General features: G+C 42.5%; 15 protein-coding genes. 1 reads left to right on the top strand and 14 read right to left on the bottom strand.

Annotated features, from left to right (window positions below; translation table 11 throughout):
* Nucleotides 1–39 precede the first annotated feature (39 nt).
* From ACWOEX_RS05315 to opp3b, 4 genes are read right to left on the bottom strand one after another with little or no spacing between them, the layout of a single operon-like run.
* On the bottom strand, nt 40–1,017 hold the full coding sequence (locus ACWOEX_RS05315; protein WP_455298541.1) for an ABC transporter ATP-binding protein: 978 nt from the start codon (nt 1,015–1,017) through the stop codon (nt 40–42).
* Nucleotides 1,017–2,141: an ABC transporter ATP-binding protein gene (locus ACWOEX_RS05310; RefSeq protein ID WP_455298539.1), complete on the bottom strand. Its 1,125-nt coding sequence runs from the start codon at nt 2,139–2,141 to the stop codon at nt 1,017–1,019. Before ACWOEX_RS05310 ends, ACWOEX_RS05315 begins: the two co-directional genes overlap by 1 nt.
* Nucleotides 2,142–2,151: 10 nt before the next feature.
* The gene (gene opp3C, locus ACWOEX_RS05305; RefSeq protein ID WP_455298538.1) at nt 2,152–3,198 is read right to left on the bottom strand and encodes an oligopeptide ABC transporter permease; all 1,047 of its coding nucleotides are present in this window, start codon (nt 3,196–3,198) and stop codon (nt 2,152–2,154) included.
* Between the two features lies 1 nt (nt 3,199).
* A complete protein-coding gene (gene opp3b / locus ACWOEX_RS05300; protein ID WP_455298537.1) occupies nt 3,200–4,144 on the bottom strand; it encodes an oligopeptide ABC transporter permease in 945 nt (314 codons plus the stop codon).
* A gap of 64 nt (nt 4,145–4,208) precedes the next feature.
* Here opp3b and ACWOEX_RS05295 point away from each other — a divergent pair, with 64 nt between their 5' ends.
* Entirely contained in the window at nt 4,209–4,562 is a 354-nt protein-coding gene (locus ACWOEX_RS05295) for a DUF3899 domain-containing protein (RefSeq protein WP_455298536.1), read from the top strand.
* Between the two features lie 133 nt (nt 4,563–4,695).
* Here the strand turns inward: ACWOEX_RS05295 and ACWOEX_RS05290 are convergent, their stop codons facing one another.
* From ACWOEX_RS05290 to ACWOEX_RS05245, 10 genes are all read right to left on the bottom strand, one after another.
* Nucleotides 4,696–6,354, bottom strand: a complete 1,659-nt coding sequence (locus tag ACWOEX_RS05290; RefSeq protein ID WP_455298534.1) for a peptide ABC transporter substrate-binding protein — start codon at nt 6,352–6,354, stop codon at nt 4,696–4,698.
* Nucleotides 6,355–6,538: 184 nt separating this feature from the next.
* On the bottom strand, nt 6,539–8,206 hold the full coding sequence (locus ACWOEX_RS05285) for a peptide ABC transporter substrate-binding protein (RefSeq protein WP_455298533.1): 1,668 nt from the start codon (nt 8,204–8,206) through the stop codon (nt 6,539–6,541).
* 183 nt (nt 8,207–8,389) lie between these two features.
* Nucleotides 8,390–10,060, bottom strand: coding sequence for a peptide ABC transporter substrate-binding protein (locus ACWOEX_RS05280; RefSeq protein WP_455298531.1), 1,671 nt, complete (start codon nt 10,058–10,060; stop codon nt 8,390–8,392).
* Nucleotides 10,061–10,225: 165 nt separating this feature from the next.
* Nucleotides 10,226–10,909 (bottom strand): ribose-5-phosphate isomerase RpiA, encoded by a 684-nt coding sequence (rpiA, locus tag ACWOEX_RS05275; RefSeq protein ID WP_455298530.1) that lies wholly within the window; start codon nt 10,907–10,909, stop codon nt 10,226–10,228.
* Between the two features lie 134 nt (nt 10,910–11,043).
* The gene (locus ACWOEX_RS05270) at nt 11,044–12,843 is read right to left on the bottom strand and encodes an oligopeptide ABC transporter substrate-binding protein (RefSeq protein ID WP_455298528.1); all 1,800 of its coding nucleotides are present in this window, start codon (nt 12,841–12,843) and stop codon (nt 11,044–11,046) included.
* A gap of 217 nt (nt 12,844–13,060) precedes the next feature.
* Entirely contained in the window at nt 13,061–14,857 is a 1,797-nt protein-coding gene (locus ACWOEX_RS05265) for an oligopeptide ABC transporter substrate-binding protein (protein ID WP_455298526.1), read from the bottom strand.
* 189 nt (nt 14,858–15,046) lie between these two features.
* Nucleotides 15,047–15,997, bottom strand: a complete 951-nt coding sequence (locus ACWOEX_RS05260; RefSeq protein WP_455298525.1) for an ABC transporter permease — start codon at nt 15,995–15,997, stop codon at nt 15,047–15,049.
* Nucleotides 15,998–16,009: 12 nt separating this feature from the next.
* Nucleotides 16,010–16,972, bottom strand: a complete 963-nt coding sequence (gene opp4B, locus ACWOEX_RS05255) for an oligopeptide ABC transporter permease (protein ID WP_455298523.1) — start codon at nt 16,970–16,972, stop codon at nt 16,010–16,012.
* Nucleotides 16,972–17,937 carry an ATP-binding cassette domain-containing protein gene (locus ACWOEX_RS05250; RefSeq protein WP_455298521.1) on the bottom strand — a complete coding sequence of 322 codons (966 nt, stop codon included), beginning with the start codon at nt 17,935–17,937 and terminating at the stop codon, nt 16,972–16,974. The genes opp4B and ACWOEX_RS05250 overlap by 1 nt, the downstream gene beginning before the upstream one ends.
* Nucleotides 17,937–18,944 carry an ABC transporter ATP-binding protein gene (locus tag ACWOEX_RS05245; RefSeq protein ID WP_455298519.1) on the bottom strand — a complete coding sequence of 336 codons (1,008 nt, stop codon included), beginning with the start codon at nt 18,942–18,944 and terminating at the stop codon, nt 17,937–17,939. Before ACWOEX_RS05245 ends, ACWOEX_RS05250 begins: the two co-directional genes overlap by 1 nt.
* Nucleotides 18,945–19,059: the final 115 nt, after the last annotated feature.

Here is a 19,059-nt window from a genome sequence, read left to right as displayed (position 1 = left end):
CGCCTATTTTTCAGGCAGAAGCTCTGTTTTAATACTTTTTTAATTGATTTTTTCAATTGTGGTTTGGTTTTTATCTAATTTAGACTTTGCGGCATGTTTGTTGACTAATTCGTACAACTTATCCGGTTCAGTATATACGAAGTGTCCTGGAACAACTTCCAGCATTTCTTCGTTTCCTGTAAAGTCTTGATGGTCGTAGTCGATACGCTGACGAGTTGCCTCGTACATTGGATCCGGCAATGGCACTGCGGACAATAAACTCTCCGTATATGGATGCAAGGCGTTGTAGTACAATTCATCCGCTTCAGCGAGTTCGACTAATTTACCTTTGTACATAACGCCGATACGATCACTGATGTATTTCACCATTGAGAGGTCGTGAGCGATGAATAAGTACGTCAAGTTAAATTTGTCTTGGAGTTCTTCCAATAAATTGATGACCTGTGCCTGAATCGATACGTCCAACGCCGAAATCGGTTCGTCGGCAATAATCATTTTTGGATCAACCGCAATCGCACGCGCAATACCAATACGTTGACGCTGCCCACCTGAGAATTCATGTGGGTAACGTGTCGCATGTTCCGCATTCAATCCTACCGTCTCTAATAATTCTCTGACGCGCGCTTTACGTTCCTCTTTATTACCAGCCAAACCATGGATATCCAATCCTTCTGCAATGATATCTTCCACTTTCATACGTGGATTCAATGAAGCATAAGGATCCTGAAAAATCATCTGCATGTCTTTACGGAACTGCTGCATCTCACTGCGAGATTTGAGATCTAAGACGTTAGTACCATCAAAGTTAACTTCACCATCTGTCGGTTCCAATAAGCGCATAATGGTACGACCGGTTGTCGTCTTACCAGAACCGGACTCCCCAACAAGTCCGAACGTTTCACCCGGATAGATTTCGAAGGAGACGTCATCGACACCGCGAACTTCCTTCTTGGTCCCCGCATTGAAGTATTGTTTCAAGTGTTTGACTTCAAGTAATGGTTGTCGTTCTGTTGTCATTAGGCGTCTGCCCCCTTACTTTTTGATTCCAAATAACGTTGATATTGGTCTTTCACTGTACCAACTGATGTGATATTTTCGATTTTTCCTTCTTGTTTGAGATGTTGGAAGGTCTTATAGCGATTCAAAATCTCAAGCGGTGGTTCCACACTCGGACAATCTGGGTGCAAGAGCCACGTGGCAGCTGCATGCGTCTCAGACAACTGGAAGTATGGCGGTTTTTCTTCGAAATCGATCGCCATCGCATAATCACTACGCAAGGCAAAGGCATCACCTTTTGGCGGATCCAATAAATCTGGCGGTGTCCCTGGAATAGATAATAAACGATCCTCTGTGTCAGGCGTTGGCATAGAAGTAATCAATCCCCACGTATATGGATGTTGCGGGTTGTAGAAGATTTCTTCGGCAGTTCCGTACTCTACAATCTTTCCGGCATACATAACGGCGACACGATCAGCGATATTCGCAACAACACCGAGGTCGTGCGTGATGAAGATGATGGAGGATTCCTTTTCTTCCTTCAATTGGTTCATCATATCCAAAATCTTCGCCTGAATCGTTACATCCAACGCTGTTGTCGGTTCGTCAGCGATCAAAATTTCCGGCTCACTCGCCATCGCAATCGCAATCACGATACGCTGACGCTGTCCACCGGAGAATTGGTGCGGATAGTCACGCATACGTTTTTCAGCGTTTGGCATACCCACTGCCTTCAACAATTCCAGTGCGCGCTCACGTGCTGCTTTCTTAGACACGTTCTGGTGAATACGAATCGGTTCAGCAATCTGATCACCAATACGCATGACTGGATTCAAACTGGTCATCGGATCCTGGAAAATCATCGAGATGTTGTTACCACGGATGTCTTGCATTTCTTTTTCAGATTTCTTCAATAGATCATCACCGTGGAATAGGATCTGTCCGTTATTGTAGTTCGCATTCGATGCCAACAACTTAATAATACTTCGTGTCGTTACGGATTTACCTGAACCGGATTCCCCCACGATGGCCAGTGTTTCACCTTTTTTCAGATCGAAGGAGACGCCACGGATCGCTTGGACTTCACCGGAAAAGGTGTCAAATCCAATTTCTAAGTCTTTGACTTCTAATATTTTTTCACTCATGGCTTACCTCCTAATCTGTTGTCTTAGGGTCGAGCGCGTCACGCAGACCATTAGCCAACATGTTGAACGAAATCATTACGATACAAAGAACACCAGCTGGGTACCACATCAAGTGTGGCAAGAAGCGGAATGTCTTGTAACCATCGTTGATCAACGTACCGAGCGAAGCTTCCGGCGCCGGAATACCGAGACCGATAAAGCTCAAGAACGCTTCGAAGAAGATGGCCGATGGAATCGCGAAGATCGTTTGAATAATAATCACACCGGAAATATTCGGCAAGATATGTTTAATCGCAATCTTGAACGGTGATTCACCGAGACTCTTTGCTGCGAGGACATACTCCATGTTCTTAACCTTTAATGTTTCCGCACGAACTAAACGGGCCATAGTGATCCATTCGGTCAATGCCAACGCGATAATGATAGAGATAATCCCTGGGCGCAACACTAACAAGAGCAAAATAACGACCACTAAGTTAGGAATACCGGAGAGCACTTCAATGATACGTTGCATCACTGTATCAATCTTGCCGCCGCACCAACCGGAAATAATGCCGTATGGTACACCGATGAACAAGTTCAAGATTGCTGCCACAAAACCGATAATCAATGATACACGGGTACCGTATAAGATACGCGATAACAGGTCACGACCGAGCGCATCCGTACCAAGATAAAAGTAAGTCCCCTCTGGAACACCTTTATTCTGGTAGACATCAATTGCCGTCCCTAACGTATTCTTCTGCGTACCATCAAAGATACCGAGGGTTTCTAATCCTGGAATCTTTGGTGGCAAGTTTGAAAAGGATGGATTCTGTTCCGCATAGTTATATGGTGCTAAGACCGGCGCTAAAAATGCGACGATTGACACGATAATCAATACGAACAAACAGAAAACAGCGACTTTATTTTTCTTCAAACGGCGCCATGAATCTTGGAGGAAGCTCAAAGATGGTGCAGCAATTTTTTCAGCTTCGTGATGTGTACTATTATCACCAGCTGGACGGAATTTATCTGCACTAATTTCTGGATAGTTTGTCGTCACTTTTTCACTCATCTTAACGACCTCCTTCTGAACTGACACGAATACGTGGATCGATAATTCCGTATAAGATGTCGACCACTAATAAGATAAACACTAATAATCCTGAGTAAAGTAATGTCACACCCATAATTGTTGGGTAGTCATTCGTCGTGATTGATTTAACGAATTGTTCCCCAATCCCTGGTACGGAGAAGATGTTTTCCACAACCATCGAACCAGTCATCAATGCGATCGCCATTGGTCCGAGGATCGTTACCAGCGGAATCAACGCATTACGCACACCGTGTTTAAACGCTACGGATGTGGTACTCAACCCTTTCGTACGTGCCAATTCAATGTAGTCTGAACTCATCACGTCGACCATTTCAGTACGTACGAAACGTGCCGAAGTTCCGAGCGGTGCAATTGCTAGAGCAATCGTTGGTAAAACAGAGCTCATAAATCCCTGATCCCACAATGCGATTGGGAACCAATTTAATTTCACCGCAAAGATCAACTGAAGAACCACTGCGAACACGAAGTTTGGAATTGACTGACCTAGGATAGATAGGAAAGTCAATGAAGAATCGATCCAACTATTACGGTACATGGCAGATAGCACACCGAATACCGTCCCGATGAGTGTTCCGACAACCATTGCCTGTGCACCGAGCTGTAGAGATGGCCCGATACGATTACTCAATAACTGTGTCACTGGTGTGTTGTTGAACTGGAAGGAAATGCCTAAGTCACCCTTCAACAAATTCAACATATAATTCCCATATTGAACAATTAACGGATCATTCAACCCATACTTTTCGTTCATGATATAGATCTGGTCTGGTGACAATTTATTTTCGTTTGTAAATGGTGTCCCTGGTAGTAACTTCATTAAGAAGAATGTGACACTCGCAATTAAAAACAATGTCAGAATCATAAAAAAGATACGTCTCAAAAGAAACTTTGCATATGATTTCATCGATTGTTTCACCTCCTAAGGTATAATTAATTTAAATAGCATAATGACGTAGAAAGGATATTACATGAATAAATTTTGGTCCCTAGCATTTTGCCTTTTGCCTCTGTTTACTGCACTCATCATACCGTCCGATGATTCACTCTGGACAACTCTCAGTAACCACTTTTTCGCATTCAGTGCGACCGTCCTCATCGTCTGTCTCTTCATGTGGGTGCTGAACGATGGAACGTTCGATACCTTCTATGCAATGTGGCAACGCGTCGGTACGCGACTGTTCTCACCAAGAGAAGCGACATCAGATGACACCGAGCCAAAGCAACCACTATCTCGTCGCATTGGACATTGGTACATCAAAGGTCTCTTCATCGGTAGTCTTTGGTTGATAATTGCAGTAATCTTTTGGCTATTAGGGAAATAATACCACAAATCGTCGTTCATATGTGCGAAAATTACATTTTTTATACAATATTCGCACTTTTTAAGTCATTTTATCGAAAAAGAACACTCAGCAGTTATACACCGCCAAGTGTTCTTTTTTGTTTAGACACTTATTACTTAACCGATGCCCACTTAAAGCTCAATTTATCTCCTGCTGGGAAGATACCTACATTTTCAACACGTTCATTCAATAAGTAACTTTGTACATTTTGATACAGTGGTGCCAGTTCTGCATCGTCTTCAATTAACATTTTTTCTGCCTGTGCTAAGATTTCCAAACGTTTGGTATCATCCGTTTCATTTTGAGCTTGTTCGATTAATGCATCATACTCGGGGTTATCATAACCACTAGTATTCTGTGGATTACCCTTCTCGTAAAGACTTAAGAAGTTGATTGGATCCGCAAAGTCGGCTGCCCATCCACTCACATTGATGTCATAATCACCAGCATTGATTTTGGCAATTCCATTCTTGAATGGTACGGAAGTGATCTGAAGGCTCAATCCTGGCAAGTTTTGTTGCAATTGCCCTTGTAGGAATTCCATAGCACTCTTCGCTCCATCTGTATCATAACCGAGTAACTCTAATTGAATGCTATCCTGCCCAAGTTCTTCCAATCCCTTTTCAAACTCTTGTTTGGCATATTCAGGATCAAATTTAACCATATTATCACCATTGATTTCACGGAAATCTTTTCCTGATTCTTCATCAAAGCTCATATCTTTTGGCACGTAGTAATTTGATGGAATTGAATTATCCTGAACAACATTTTGTACTAAACTTTCACGGTCAATTGCGGACGTAATCGCATGACGAATATGTTCATTGGATAAAGGCGTTTCTTCACCATCACGTACTCTATTCATTTGAACATAAAACACACCTGCTACCGGAGCGTCCTTGAGTTGTGGATCCCCTTGAACCTGTTGAACATATTCTCCACCGATTGGTGCGTAGTCCAATTCCCCAGATTGGAACAAGTTCATTCTAGTATTGGTCTCTTTAACAACATCGTAGTTAATTTGATCTAACTGTACGGTATCTTTATCCCAGTAATTATCGTTCTTCACTAACTGCCATTCGAGACCCGTACCGTCCCAATTATCCAAAATAAACGGTCCGTTGTAGAGCGTATCTTCGGATGTTGTACCATATTTATCGCCCTTTTCTTCCACAAATTTTTGGTTCAAAGGTGCGAAGTAAGTCATAGAGAGTACCTGTTGCCAATACGGGTACACATTCTCAAACGTCACTTCCAACGTATGATCATCAACTGCCCGAACGCCAAGTTCTTCCTTAGGTTTTTCACCTGCCATGACTTCAGTTGCATTCTCAATCAATCCGTCCATCAAAAAGTTCATTGAAGCCCCTTGCTCAGGATCAGCAAAGCGTTGCCATGCATAGACAAAATCATTAGCAGTGACAGGTTCCCCATTCGACCATTTGGCATCTTCACGAAGTTTAAAAGTATACACTTTACCGTCTTCGCTAATTTCTGGATCGCCGACCGCTATACCATCTTCGTATTCATTCGGTTCTAGCGTTTTACGATACAAACTTTCACTCGTATTCGCTAAAATATTGCTACTTGCCGTGTCACTCGATAGTGTAACGTCCATCGTTGGTAATTCGGCACTTTCTGTCCAATTGAGGACTTGTTGACCTTCACCACCAGATGCATTGCCACCATTAGAAGAATCACCATTTGACCCACAGGCTGCTAATGCAATGGCGGCTAATCCGATTAACACGCCTCTTTTTAATCCTTTCATACTTCTCCCCCTCATAACCATCTTTGAATATTGATTATATTTTATCGAATTCTGAACCTTTTCGCAAGACTATATCCTATTTATTATGATAGTTTTTATAGATCATGTTATTTTTCCTCACATAAAAAGGTATTCCGTTCATTTATCAAACGAAATACCTCTGGAATTGGTGTTAATTTTTAGTTTATTTTACGGACGCGCACTTGAAGCTCAAGTTGTCTCCTGCTGGGTACAATCCTACGTTCTCAACACGTTCGTTGAGTAAGTAACTCGCTGCTTTTTGATACAGTGGCGCAAAGGCTGCATCATCTTCGACTAACATCTTTTCAGCTTTTGCTAAAAGATCTAGACGTTTCGAAGCGTCCGTCTCATTCTGTGCTTGTTGGATCAATGCATCGTATTCTGGATTATCGTAGCCACTGCTGTTTTGCGGGTTCCCTTTTTGGTAGAGACTCAGGAAGTTAATCGGATCAGAGAAGTCTGCAGACCAACCACTAACATTCAAGTCATAATCCCCAGCATCAATCTTTGCTAATCCATTCTTGAATGGTACAGAAGTGATTTGAATGCTCAATCCTGGCAAGTTCTGTTGGAGTTGTCCCTGCATGAATTCCAAGATGCTCTTCGCTGTATCAGAGTCATATCCTAACAATTCTAATTGAAGGCTATCCTGACCGAGTTCTTCGAGTCCTTTCTTAAATTCTTCTTTAGCGTATTCTGGATCAAATTTCACCATCTGATCGCCATTAATTTCACGGAAATCTTTCCCAGTCTTTTCGTCGATTGTCATATCTTTCGGCACGTAGTAGGTCGCTGGTAGAGAACTGTCTTTCAGTACATCTTTGATCAGACTGTCGCGGTTAATCGCTGCGGAGATAGCGCGACGAATGTGTTCATTTGCTAAAGGTGTTTCTTTACCGTCACGTTCTCTATTCATCTGTACATAGAATACGGAAGCTTGCGGTAATTCTTTCAGTTGTGGATCTCCTTCAACCTGTTGCACATATTCACCGCTAACTGGTGCGTAATCTACTTCGCCGGATTGGAACAAGTTCATCGCTGTGTTGGTTTCTTTAACGACATTATAGTTAATCTGATCCAACTTCACGTTATCTTTATCCCAGTAACTATCATTCTTGACTAATTGCCAGTCCAAACCTGTACCATCCCAGTTGTCCAAGATAAATGGGCCATTGTAGAGCGTATTATCAGAAGTTGTTCCGTATTGATCACCTTTCTCTTCCACAAACTTCTGGTTCAAAGGCGCAAAGTATGACATGGATAACAATTGCTTCCAATATGGATATACATTTTCAAAAGTGACTTCCAACGTATGATCATCAACTGCCTTGACCCCAAGTTCTTCTTTTGGTTTTTCACCAGCAATGATTTCTGTGGCATTCTTTACAAAACCTTCTATTAAAAAGTTCATCGGTGCTGCTTGGTCAGGATCAACCATACGTTGCCATGCGTAAACGAAATCATTAGCTGTTACTGGATCGCCATTCGACCATTTCACGTCATCGCGAAGTTTGAACGTGTATACCTTTCCGTCTTCACTAATTTCTGGCTCTCCAGTAGCTAGCGCGTTTTCATACGTATCTGGCTCTAGCGTCTTACGATACAAGCCTTCACTCGTATTCGCTAAGATGTTACTACTTGCTGTATCACTTGCCATGGTAATATCCATTGTTGGCAATTCTGAACTCGTACTCCAATTTAATACTTGTTTGCCATCGCCATCAGCAGATTGGCCGCCACCGCCACTATTAGATGCATCATTCCCCGATCCACACGCTGCCAAGGCAATAGTAGCGAGTCCGATCAATACCCCTCGTTTTAAACCCTTCATCTCTTTTCCTCCTTAAAATTTAGTATTAAAAGTTTGATACAGTTTACTTAATTCTGACAATTTACACAAGTAGGAATAAACTATCTTAATGATCACTTTTTACGATCACGACATTTTTTCAATAAAAAAGAACACTCGGCGACAAACCAAGTGTTCTGCATTCAAGTATCAATCCCTATATCTCTATTTTACTGATGCCCATTTAAAGCTAACGTGGTCACCTACTGGATATAGTCCAACATTCTGTACACGGTCATTCAACAAGTAGCTCTGGGATCTTTGATAAAGTGGTGCGACTGCTGCATCATCTTCTACCAAGATTTTTTCTGCTTCTGCTAACATCTCTAGACGTTTAGAAGCATCTGTTTCATTTTGTGCCTGTTGGATCAACTGGTTGTATTCTGGGTTTTCGTAACTTCCAGTGTTTTGTGAGTTACCTTGTTCATACAGACTTAAGAAGTTAATTGGATCTGCGAAGTCTGCACCCCAACCTCTCAAGTTGATATCGTATTCACCAGCATTCATTTTAGCGATTCCATTCTTGAACGGCACAGAAGTGATCTGAATCGTTAGTCCTGGCAAGTTCTGTTGCAGCTGTCCTTGCAAGAATTCCATATTACTCTTTGCCGCGTCCGTATCATAACCAAGCAATTCTAACTGAATGCTATCCTGACCGATTTCTTCCAAACCTTTTTTGAATTCTTCTTGTGCCAATTCTGGATCGAATTGTGTCATGTTCTCACCGCTAATTTCACGGAAATCTTTACCTGTTTCTTCATCCTTCGTCATGCCTTTAGGAACAAAGTAATTAGATGGAATTGAGGTATCCTTCAAAACATCTTTAACTAAACTTTCACGATCAATCGCACTCGTAATGGCACGACGAATATGTTCATTAGCTAATGGCGTTTCCCCACCATCTCTTTGTTGATTCATTTGAATATGGAAAACTGATGATTCTGCTAACTCTTTAAGCTGCGGATCACCCTGAACTTGCTGTACGTACTCGCCACTAATTGGTGCGTAATCAATTTCACCAGATTGGAATAGGTTCATTGCTGTATTCGTTTCTTTAACGACATTGTAGTTAATTTGGTCGAGTTGTACCTTATCCTTGTCCCAATAGCTATCGTTCTTCACTAACTGCCACTCTAAGCCTGTACCATCCCAGTTATCAAGAATAAATGGTCCATTATAGAGGGTGTTATCTGAATTTGTCCCGTATTGATCACCCTTCTCTTCCACAAATTTTTGATTTAGAGGCGCAAAAGAGGTCATTGATAATAATTGTTTCCAGTATGGGTACACATTTTCAAAAGTGACTTCCAACGTGTGATCATCAACAGCCTTGACCCCGAGTTCTTCTTTTGGTTTTTCACCTGCAATAATTTCTGTTGCATTAGCAACTAACCCATCAATCAGAAAGTTCATTGGTGCCGCTTGCTCTGGATCAACAAAACGTTGCCATGCAAATACAAAGTCATTGGCAGTTACTGGATCACCATTTGACCAAGTCGCATCTTCACGAAGTTTAAAGGTGTATGTTTTACCATCTTCGCTAATCTCAGGATCCCCGATAGCCATTGCATTCTCATATTCATTTTCCTCTAAAGTCTTGCGATATAATCCTTCCGTAGTATTCGCTAAGATATCACTGCTGGCAACATCTTCTACCATTGTGGTATCCATTGTTGGTAATTCAGCACTTTCACTCCAGTTAAGGACTTGTTTATCCTCACTATTCGAAGCACTATCGCCGCTATTATTATCAGATGTACTATTCCCCGACCCACACGCCGCTAGTGCAATAGCAGCCAAACCAATCAACATTCCACGCTTAAATTTTCTCATCATGCATCCTCCTCAACACATATTGTTTGAACGTTGAATATATTTTAATAAATTCTGAAAATTTAATCAAGCGTTTTATGATAAATTAGTTATATGTTTCAAAAGTAAAAAAAAGAGTACCCAATATCAATTACTGAGTACCCTTTCCTTTTATTCATTTGTCATCTATTATTCGAAACTTTCCCCGTCGTTCCAGTAAACTTTACCGTCACGTGCTAAGAGAATACGCTCCGTAATTCCTAGGAACAATCCAGTTTCAACAACGCCGACCATTTGGATCAGTTCCAATGCTAGAGCTTTCGGATCATCGATCTGTTCGAGGTGTAAGTCCAAGATGTAATTATCGTTGTCGGTTCGGAAGCGTTCGCCTTCATCCGTCATACGCCATTCTGGTTTGTAGCCTTTCGCTTCCAAACGTTCCTTCAACTGTTCACTACCATTTTTGATGACTTCGATCGGCAATGGGAATTGACCGAGTGTTTCCACGTGTTTACGTTCTTCAGCGAGCCAGACGACACGTTCACTATTGATCGCTACGATTTTTTCTTCGAGAAGGCAGCCACCACCACCTTTGATTCCATCGTTATTATCAGTGAATTCATCCACCCCATCGATCGTTAAATCCACGTGATCGATATCAGTCATGTCGCTCACTGGCATACCGAGAGATTCGGCGAGTTTTTTGGATTCTTCAGAAGTGGCGACGAGTGTCAATTCCAAGTTTTCATCTTTCACGCGTTCAGCCAAGGCTACGATGAAGTATTGTGCGGTTGAGCCGGAACCGATCCCAACCGTCGTGTGATTTTCAACCAATTTCGCGGCAGATTGGCCAACTAATGCTTTATCTTCCATTGATATACTCCTTTTAAAAATACTCTATCTGCCCATTTTATCCCGAAAACCAAAAAAGCGAAAGCCTATTCATGACTTTCGCTTAATAAAACATACTGTGAATTTATTATATGAGTGGGAAGTAGTATGTTTTTCTATTCAGCGACTGGTGCGTCTGCGGTCAATTCTACCGTCGCCCAGTTCGCTATGGTGGCTTTTGTATTGTCATTTGACGCATTGAAGAATTTCACACGTTTGTTGACTGGTGTGACCTCAACCGAGAAGCGCAATGGAATCTCTGCCGGATCGTCCACATTGTATTGTTGCCATTCTTTGAACAACTCTTTGTAGTAGTTTTCATCTTCGAAGGCTTTAGTGGTACTCATCTGTGCCAGGATGTCTTCACTTTTTTCGGTAGCGTAACGTGTCATATTCATTTGACTCGTACGAGAGAAGTTTTCTGGTTTTGGATTGGTACCCACTGACCACGCTAGCATGAACACATCGATACTATCATCATCATTCTCTATACGATCGCTCAAGTTATTGAAATCGAGTAAGCGTCCGTCTGTCAATTGAACGTCTAGTCCGACTTCTTTCCATGCTTGCATGTAGTATTGTGACTGTGGTTCAGCAACAGCGTCACCACCTGCCATACCGTAATTGATCGTTAGTTTGTTACCCTCTGGATCTTCACGTAAACCGTCGCCATCGGTATCCTTATAACCAGCTTCATCTAATAATTGTTTGGCTTTTTCTGGATCGTAGTAGAACCCTTTCTGTTCACTATCGTGTAAATCTTGGAAACTTGGCACGACAAGCGAATTGGCATTCCAGCTTAAACCGTGGTAGAAACGTTCACCGACCGCATCATTATCAACAGCGTAACCCATGGCTTGACGCAATTTTGGATCGGCCATTTTTGCATTTGGATCCGGTTCAACGACTCGTTTTTCATCGTTCCATTTACCTAACTTGAAGTCCATGAAGGAGTATGCCATTGCTGGAACGGTTAAGAAGTCGTAGCCTGCTGCATCTTTGTAGTCTTCATAGCTACTGTTCGGCATCCCTAAAACAACATCATACTGTTGGTTCTTCAGCGCTGAAGCGATATTCGCAGACGGTACACGAGTCAGTTGAATTTTATCAATCTTCGGTTTACCGCCGTAGTAATACTCATTCGCTTCATATTCTACGGACTCACCATCTACAATTTGCGTCACGCGGAAGGCACCGAAGCCGATTGGATGTTGACGTAATTGTGGACTTGATGACAATTCTTCCACTGGAATATCTTCCAAATCATGTTTCGGCAGTGCTTCGCTATGTAATCCGCCGCCACCGTATTTCAGATCTGGTGTAATTTCCTTCAAATGATATTTCACCGTATGATCATCGACTTTTTCGATACCAGAGATATGATCGGCTTCACCATTGTGGAATTCTTCGACACCTTCGACATTACCATTTTCTTCAAGGTCAAAATGTAAACTCTGCGAATCCGGTGAAGCATACACTTCATAACCGAAAATCACATCATCTGCTGTTACCGGTTCGCCATCTGACCATTTCAAGTTATCACGCAAGGTCAAGGTTGCCGTTTTATTTTCTTCATCAATCTCAACCTTTGAAGGTCCTTGATCGGTGATCTGGAAATTTTCATCGGTCTTGAGCAATTCTTCGTGAGAGAATTGCATCAATTGTGTATCGTAAGCATCCGATGCTAATGAGAAACTAAAAATACCCTGGAAAGGTGCATCGGTGACTAACGCGACCTTCAATGTACCCCCATCAATCGCTTCGCCTTCATTTTGTACTTCTTCCATAATTCCGACTGCTGGACCTTCTGCTGAAGCTTGATTACTCGTATCGGCATCGCTTTGGCCATTACCGCATCCAGCGATGGCTAGCGCACTCAAGGTCGCTAGCCCGATCATCCATTTCTTGAACTTCATATACAACTTCCCCTTCTTTTGTAAAAATTCAATTATTCTCTTTTTTCTGACAATTTAGATAATAACATGTTTTTATTCTTTCTTCAACAATTATTTATATAAATTTAATATTTTCTGAATTTTTATGGCGGAAGATTTTATATAAAACAAAAACCGGTAAAGGCACACGTTGGCCTTACCGGTTCAATGTCTTGTTATTCGATAATGATGCTTATTCTTACTCTGACAATGGTTCTTCAGATACCAATTGTACATCCGCCCAGTTCGTGCGTTCGGTATCCGCACTGGAAGAGTTGTATGCTTTCACACTCTTGTTCACAGGCGTCACATACATCAAGTAATTCAATGGAATCACTGCTGGATCGTCTACCATGTATTGCTGGAATTTCTTATACTGTTCACGACGATAGTCATCGTTTTCGTAGGCTTCCTGACTACTGATCGCTTCTAACAGCTGATCACTCTCTTCAGTTGCGTAACGTGGCGTGTTCTGCTGTGTGGTACGAGAGAACGATTGTGGCTTCGGATTATTACCCAATGCCCACGATAGGATAAACACGTCAACACTTTCGTCGTCGCTATCGATGCGTTGAATCAGATCCTGGAAGTCTAATAAACGGCCGTTCGTTAACTGTGTATCTAAGCCTACCTCTTTCCACGCCTGTATGTAATACTGCGCAGTCGGTTCACTCGTCGGTTTGCCGCCACCCATCGCAATATTAATCTGCAGTTTTTCGCCTTCAGGTGTTTCTCTCAGTCCATCACCATCAACATCTTCATAGCCTGCTTCGTCTAGTAGTTGTTTCGCCTTTTCTGGATCATAGTAAAAGCCTGGCTGTTCTTTATCATGCAAGTCTTCGAATCCAGGAACGATGACGGAATTCGCATTCCATGTTAATCCATGATTGAAGCGCTGACCGATTGCATCGTTATCTAGCGCGTATCCCATCGCCTGACGCAATTTTGGATTCGCCATCTTCGCATTTGGATCAGGTTCAACCTCTCCCTTGTCAGCATTCCACTTCCCAAGTTTGAATCCCATAAATCCATACTGCAAGGCCGGCGCTGTGAGATAATCGTAACCTGAGATATCCTTGTATTGGTCGTAACTATCTCTCGGCATCGCACTTACCATATCAAACTGGTGATTCTGCAATGCTGAAGCAATGTTAGTACTTGGGACACGCGTTAGTTGGATTTTATCCAATTTTGGTCGTCCGCGGTAGTAATACTCATTAGCTTCGTACTCAACCGATTCCCCTTCAACAACTTCCTTGACACGGAACGGCCCAAAGCTGACTGGTTTTTGACGAATTTGCGGACTCGCGGATAATTCATCAACCGTGATATCTTCTAGGTAATGTTTCGGCAGCACCTCGCTCCATAAACCGCCGCCACCATACTTAATATCCATATTGATTTCTTTCATATGATAGTTAACCGTTTGATCGTCAACTTTTTCGAGTCCTGAGATATGATCCGCTTCGCCGTTACGATATTCGAGTACACCTTCTAAATTACTCATTTCCGTCATATCGAAGTATTCACTGTTAGCTTCAGGTGAAGCAAGAATTTCATAACTAAAAATCACATCATCGGCTGTCACAGGTTCCCCATCAGACCACTTGAGATTATCACGCAATTTGACGGTCACGATCTTATTTTCTTCATCGATTGACATATTTGCGGCTCCACCATCCGTTACGAGATAGTTCTCATCGATGTGGAATAGGCCTTCATGTGAATAGGCCATTAAGTTACCGTCGTAACCCTCTTCTGAGAAGACTTCACTGAATACCCCTTGGAATGGAGAATCATGCACAAGTGCGACTTTCAGCGTTCCGCCTTCAATCGGTTCGCCTTCATGCTCAACGGATTCATTGATCGCAACAGCCGGTCCCGTTTCAGCAGTTTTCTCCGTTCCATTTGAGTTATCTCCAGCATCCTGACTAGCACAGCCTGCAACCACCAAACTACTTGTCGCTAATAATCCGATTAGCCATTTCTTGAACATACTTCTCATTCCCTTCGTTACAGTATTTTATGAAAATGTATTCTAGAGTATAACGGATAGTGCTTACTAATTGCAAGCGTTTATATTAAAAATTCACAAAAAGGTCTACAAGGAACACCAATAGCATCACGCAACAAAAAACGCTACGGCGAATAACCATAGCGTTTGAAACAATAGATTGTACAGAGCCTAACCTAGACGCTGACGCACGTCAGCAGAGCGTTTCAAGGCTTGTCCGACATAGTTAATTGAAATCATCATCACTAGAATCAAGAGCGATGCCGGCAACCAAACCCAGGCGCGGTTCGCTAAAATATCTGGCGATTGTGCATAACCAATTAATGTTCCGAGACTCGGCACAGAAGTCGGTAACCCGAATCCCAAGTAAGAGAGCCCGGTTTCGATACCGATGTTTCCGGCAAAGTTTAAGGTCAGATTGACAATGATCAACGAACTGAGGTTCGGCATAATCTCACGCCACATGATGGTAAAATCGGACGTCCCCATCGTTTTCGACGCACTGACATAATCGCGACGACTTTCGGATAGTGCTTGACTACGAATCAGACGCGCCTGTCCGACCCAGTTGAAGGCCGACATAATAAAGATAAAGGAAGAAACATTGTAGTCACGGATCAATGTGACAAAAACAATGATGATCATGTCGAGTGGCAAAATCATAATAAAGTCGATAATACGCATAATGACATTATCAACGAAGCTACCGTAGTACCCTGCCACGAGACCGACAATAATACCGATAACACTCGTAATTAATGTGATTGAAATCGCAATTAAGATCGAATTTTTCGCCCCGATAATTAGCTGACCGAAAATATCGCGACCGCCCGAATCGGTTCCGAACCAATGCTCGGCACTCGGCGGCATATAGTAGTCTAATAAACTGACCGTCATAACTTCTTCTTGGTCAATAAAGAATGACCAGATGAAAATCCCAAAAATAAGAACGAGTAATAAGATAAGACAGAATAAAGCGACTTTATCTTTCATAAATTCGCGTGCAATGACACGCCAACCGATCGCTTGTTCCGGCTGATCGTCTGATACTTGCGGTGAATCTACCACAGCAATATCCTTTGCATTATCGATAGTTTCCTGTTGTTTTTTTAATTTTGACATGTGTTTCACCGCCTAATCAATACGAATTCGAGGATCTACGATGCTCAAGATGATATCTGAAATCAACGTCCCAAAGAGTACCATGATTCCTGTCAGAAGCATCGTTGCGAGTACGACACTGTAGTCACGGCTAGTAATCGATTGAATAAATAACTGTCCCATTCCCGGATAGGCGAAGATATTTTCAATAAATACTGACCCGCCAATCAACCCCGTAATCTGGTAACCGAATGATGAGGCGACCGGTAAAATCGAATTACGGAAAATATGTTTGGAATAAACTTTTTCAACGGGTACCCCTTTAGAACGCGCCGTCTTAACGTAATCCTCATGCTTGGAGTCAATGACTTCACTACGCAAATACTGGATGATCCCTGTCGTTCCGAGCAATGCGGCCGTAATCGCTGGTAGGATCATATGATAGAAACGATTGGCCACATATTGGAAAGTGCCTTTCGCAATCCCAAGATCCACCGATCCCTGTGTTGGGAACCAACCGAGCTTGTAACCGAAAATCCAGACGAATAATAATGCGAGAACGAACGTTGGAATGGCATAACTGATGTAGTTGTATAACACGACACCGCGATCCAATTTGGAATTATCATAGCGTCCTGCGAGCATGCCGAGTGGTAAGGCGATCGCATACGTCAAAATCAACGTTAAAATCGATAACCAAATCGTATTCCCGACACGTTGGCCGATTAACTGGGTGACGGGCACTTTATACGTAAAGCTCTGACCGAAATCCCCTTGAAAAACATTCTTCACCCAGCGACCATACTGTACGAGAACGGGATCGTTCAATCCCAATTGCTCACGTAAGGCTTCGATCTGGGCAGGATCGGTGTTCGGGTTAATTTTTCCAGAGAAAGGGTCCCCCGGCATCATCTGTGCAATGACGAATACGATGACACTTAAAATAATAATTTGTGGAATCATCAATAGGACTCTTCGTAAAACCGTTTTCCACATTATTCTTCACCTCGATTACTATTCGGATTCAACGCAACATAATGTTCAGCATTGATTGACATCAAATCATACGCACGATCATTCTCGTCATAGTAACGTAAATGATTCTGTGCAGCTTCTGCTTGAACCTGGCGTTGCAACTCAAGTGTTGCCTGACGTTTCGTTGGATCCGTCTGTGGAATCGCCGCTAATAATCGTTTCGTATAAATATGTGTCGGATCTCTAAAGATTTCACGACGTGTTCCCTGTTCCACAAAACGACCGTGATGCATAATCGCAATATGATCCGCCATATGCTGGACCACCGCTAAATCATGACTAATGAACAAATAACTAATATTATATTCATCTTGGATTTGTTTCATGAAGTTCAACACCTGCGCCTGCACCGACACGTCCAAAGCCGATGTCGGTTCGTCCGCAATGATTAATTTAGGATCGCTGGCGACTGCACGCGCCACACCGATACGCTGACGCTGTCCACCAGAGAATTCATGTGGATATTTATAGAGTGACTCCTCATTCAAGCCGACAATTTCTAATAATTCAATCACACGATGTTTCATCGCCTGATCACTCAATTTTTTCTCGGAGTAATTAATAATCGGTTCCTTAATAATATCGATGATGCGTTTTTTAGGATTCAAGGCCGACGTTGAATCCTGAAAAATCATCTGTACGGCTTGGTTAAATTCCTTTAATTTTCCACGTTTACTGCGTGCCTTGTGGGTGACGTCCTGACCATCGTAGAGAATCTTTCCATCGGTGACATCTTCTAAGCCAACGATCGCACGACCTATCGTTGTTTTTCCTGAGCCAGATTCGCCGATTAAACCATATGTTTTACCAGGTTCGATTGACAAACTAACGTCATCAACGGCGTACACCCAATCCTGAATCGTGTTGAAAAAACCGCCGCGGATTGGGAAGTGAACTTTTAAGTTTTGAATTTCAATCACTGACATTATGCTTCACCATCTTCAAATTCGAAATCCTTCCAGCACGTGCATCTCACGAGATGTCCTGGTTCTACTTCATGTAACGTTGGATTTTCCTCATGTGCTTCTGCAGGCACCCATGGAATACGATCCGCAAAACGGCAGCCCGTACGCGGAATATTTCTGAGTGATGGTACCGTTCCCTGAATCACATGGAGATTGTCACGCGCTTCGCCACCGTCTAGATCTTGAGGGATTGACTTCATTAATGAGCGCGTGTATGGATGCAGCGGATTTTTGTAGAGTGTGAATACGTCCGCTTCTTCCACAATCTGCCCTGCATACATCACCGCGACACGATCCGCCATCTGCGCCACCACACCTAAGTCGTGAGTGATCAGGATAATACCGGAATCGCTCTTCTTCTGGATATCTGTCATTAATTGTAAAATTTCGGCTTGAATAATAACGTCCAATGCGGTGGTCGGTTCATCGGCGATAATAATATTCGGATCATTCGCCAACGCCAGAGCGATCACTACACGCTGGCGCATCCCACCGGACAATTCATGAGGATAACGTTTATAAACACGTTTAGGATTTACAATTTGAACCCGATCCAATAATTCTAATACACGCTCATAGCGCTGTTGTTTATTCAAATCGGAGTGATAAAACAATGATTCACTAATCTGTTCACCGACCGTCATCAATGGGTTTAATGACCCAATCGGATCCTGAAAGATCATACCGATATCACGGCCACGTAATTCGTTATATTCGTCTTCCGTGTACTCTAATAAATTTTTCCCTTTATAGAGAACCTCTCCAGTAATGCGTGTGTTTTTGGCATCATGCAATCCGACAATGGAGGTCGCAAGTGTACTCTTTCCACAGCCTGATTCCCCAACAAGCGCGAGCACTTCATTGCGATGCAGCGTAATTGATGTGTCATCAACCGCATTATAATAGTTATCACCCGTACGATAACCCGTACTCAAATGATTCACCTGTAGCAACTCTTCCTGACTCATCGGCTCCCTCAACTCCCTCTGTATTTTTTGATTTGTATAAATATTCTTTACGAATTGTGTAATATATTACTGTAAATGATAAACAATTTCAACAATTTGTAAAAGATTCTTAGAT

The organism is Aerococcus vaginalis (genome assembly GCF_053762225.1).
Note: the sequence above shows the minus strand (reverse complement) of the source record. Positions and strands in the feature narration are given on the sequence as shown.

Excerpts from the sequence above, each read along its gene's own strand:
- ACWOEX_RS05280 (WP_455298531.1), bottom strand. The coding sequence starts at position 10,060 with ATGATGAGAAAATTTAAGCGTGGAATGTTGATTGGTTTGGCTGCTATT.
- ACWOEX_RS05310 (WP_455298539.1), bottom strand. The coding sequence starts at position 2,141 with ATGAGTGAAAAAATATTAGAAGTCAAAGACTTAGAAATTGGATTTGAC.
- ACWOEX_RS05260 (WP_455298525.1), bottom strand. The coding sequence starts at position 15,997 with ATGTCAAAATTAAAAAAACAACAGGAAACTATCGATAATGCAAAGGAT.
- ACWOEX_RS05290 (WP_455298534.1), bottom strand. The coding sequence starts at position 6,354 with ATGAAAGGATTAAAAAGAGGCGTGTTAATCGGATTAGCCGCCATTGCA.
- ACWOEX_RS05245 (WP_455298519.1), bottom strand. The coding sequence starts at position 18,944 with ATGAGTCAGGAAGAGTTGCTACAGGTGAATCATTTGAGTACGGGTTAT.
- ACWOEX_RS05315 (WP_455298541.1), bottom strand. The coding sequence starts at position 1,017 with ATGACAACAGAACGACAACCATTACTTGAAGTCAAACACTTGAAACAA.
- ACWOEX_RS05265 (WP_455298526.1), bottom strand. The coding sequence starts at position 14,857 with ATGTTCAAGAAATGGCTAATCGGATTATTAGCGACAAGTAGTTTGGTG.
- opp3b (WP_455298537.1), bottom strand. The coding sequence starts at position 4,144 with ATGAAATCATATGCAAAGTTTCTTTTGAGACGTATCTTTTTTATGATT.
- ACWOEX_RS05295 (WP_455298536.1), top strand. The coding sequence starts at position 4,209 with ATGAATAAATTTTGGTCCCTAGCATTTTGCCTTTTGCCTCTGTTTACT.
- rpiA (WP_455298530.1), bottom strand. The coding sequence starts at position 10,909 with ATGGAAGATAAAGCATTAGTTGGCCAATCTGCCGCGAAATTGGTTGAA.
- ACWOEX_RS05285 (WP_455298533.1), bottom strand. The coding sequence starts at position 8,206 with ATGAAGGGTTTAAAACGAGGGGTATTGATCGGACTCGCTACTATTGCC.
- ACWOEX_RS05270 (WP_455298528.1), bottom strand. The coding sequence starts at position 12,843 with ATGAAGTTCAAGAAATGGATGATCGGGCTAGCGACCTTGAGTGCGCTA.
- opp4B (WP_455298523.1), bottom strand. The coding sequence starts at position 16,972 with ATGTGGAAAACGGTTTTACGAAGAGTCCTATTGATGATTCCACAAATT.
- ACWOEX_RS05250 (WP_455298521.1), bottom strand. The coding sequence starts at position 17,937 with ATGTCAGTGATTGAAATTCAAAACTTAAAAGTTCACTTCCCAATCCGC.
- opp3C (WP_455298538.1), bottom strand. The coding sequence starts at position 3,198 with ATGAGTGAAAAAGTGACGACAAACTATCCAGAAATTAGTGCAGATAAA.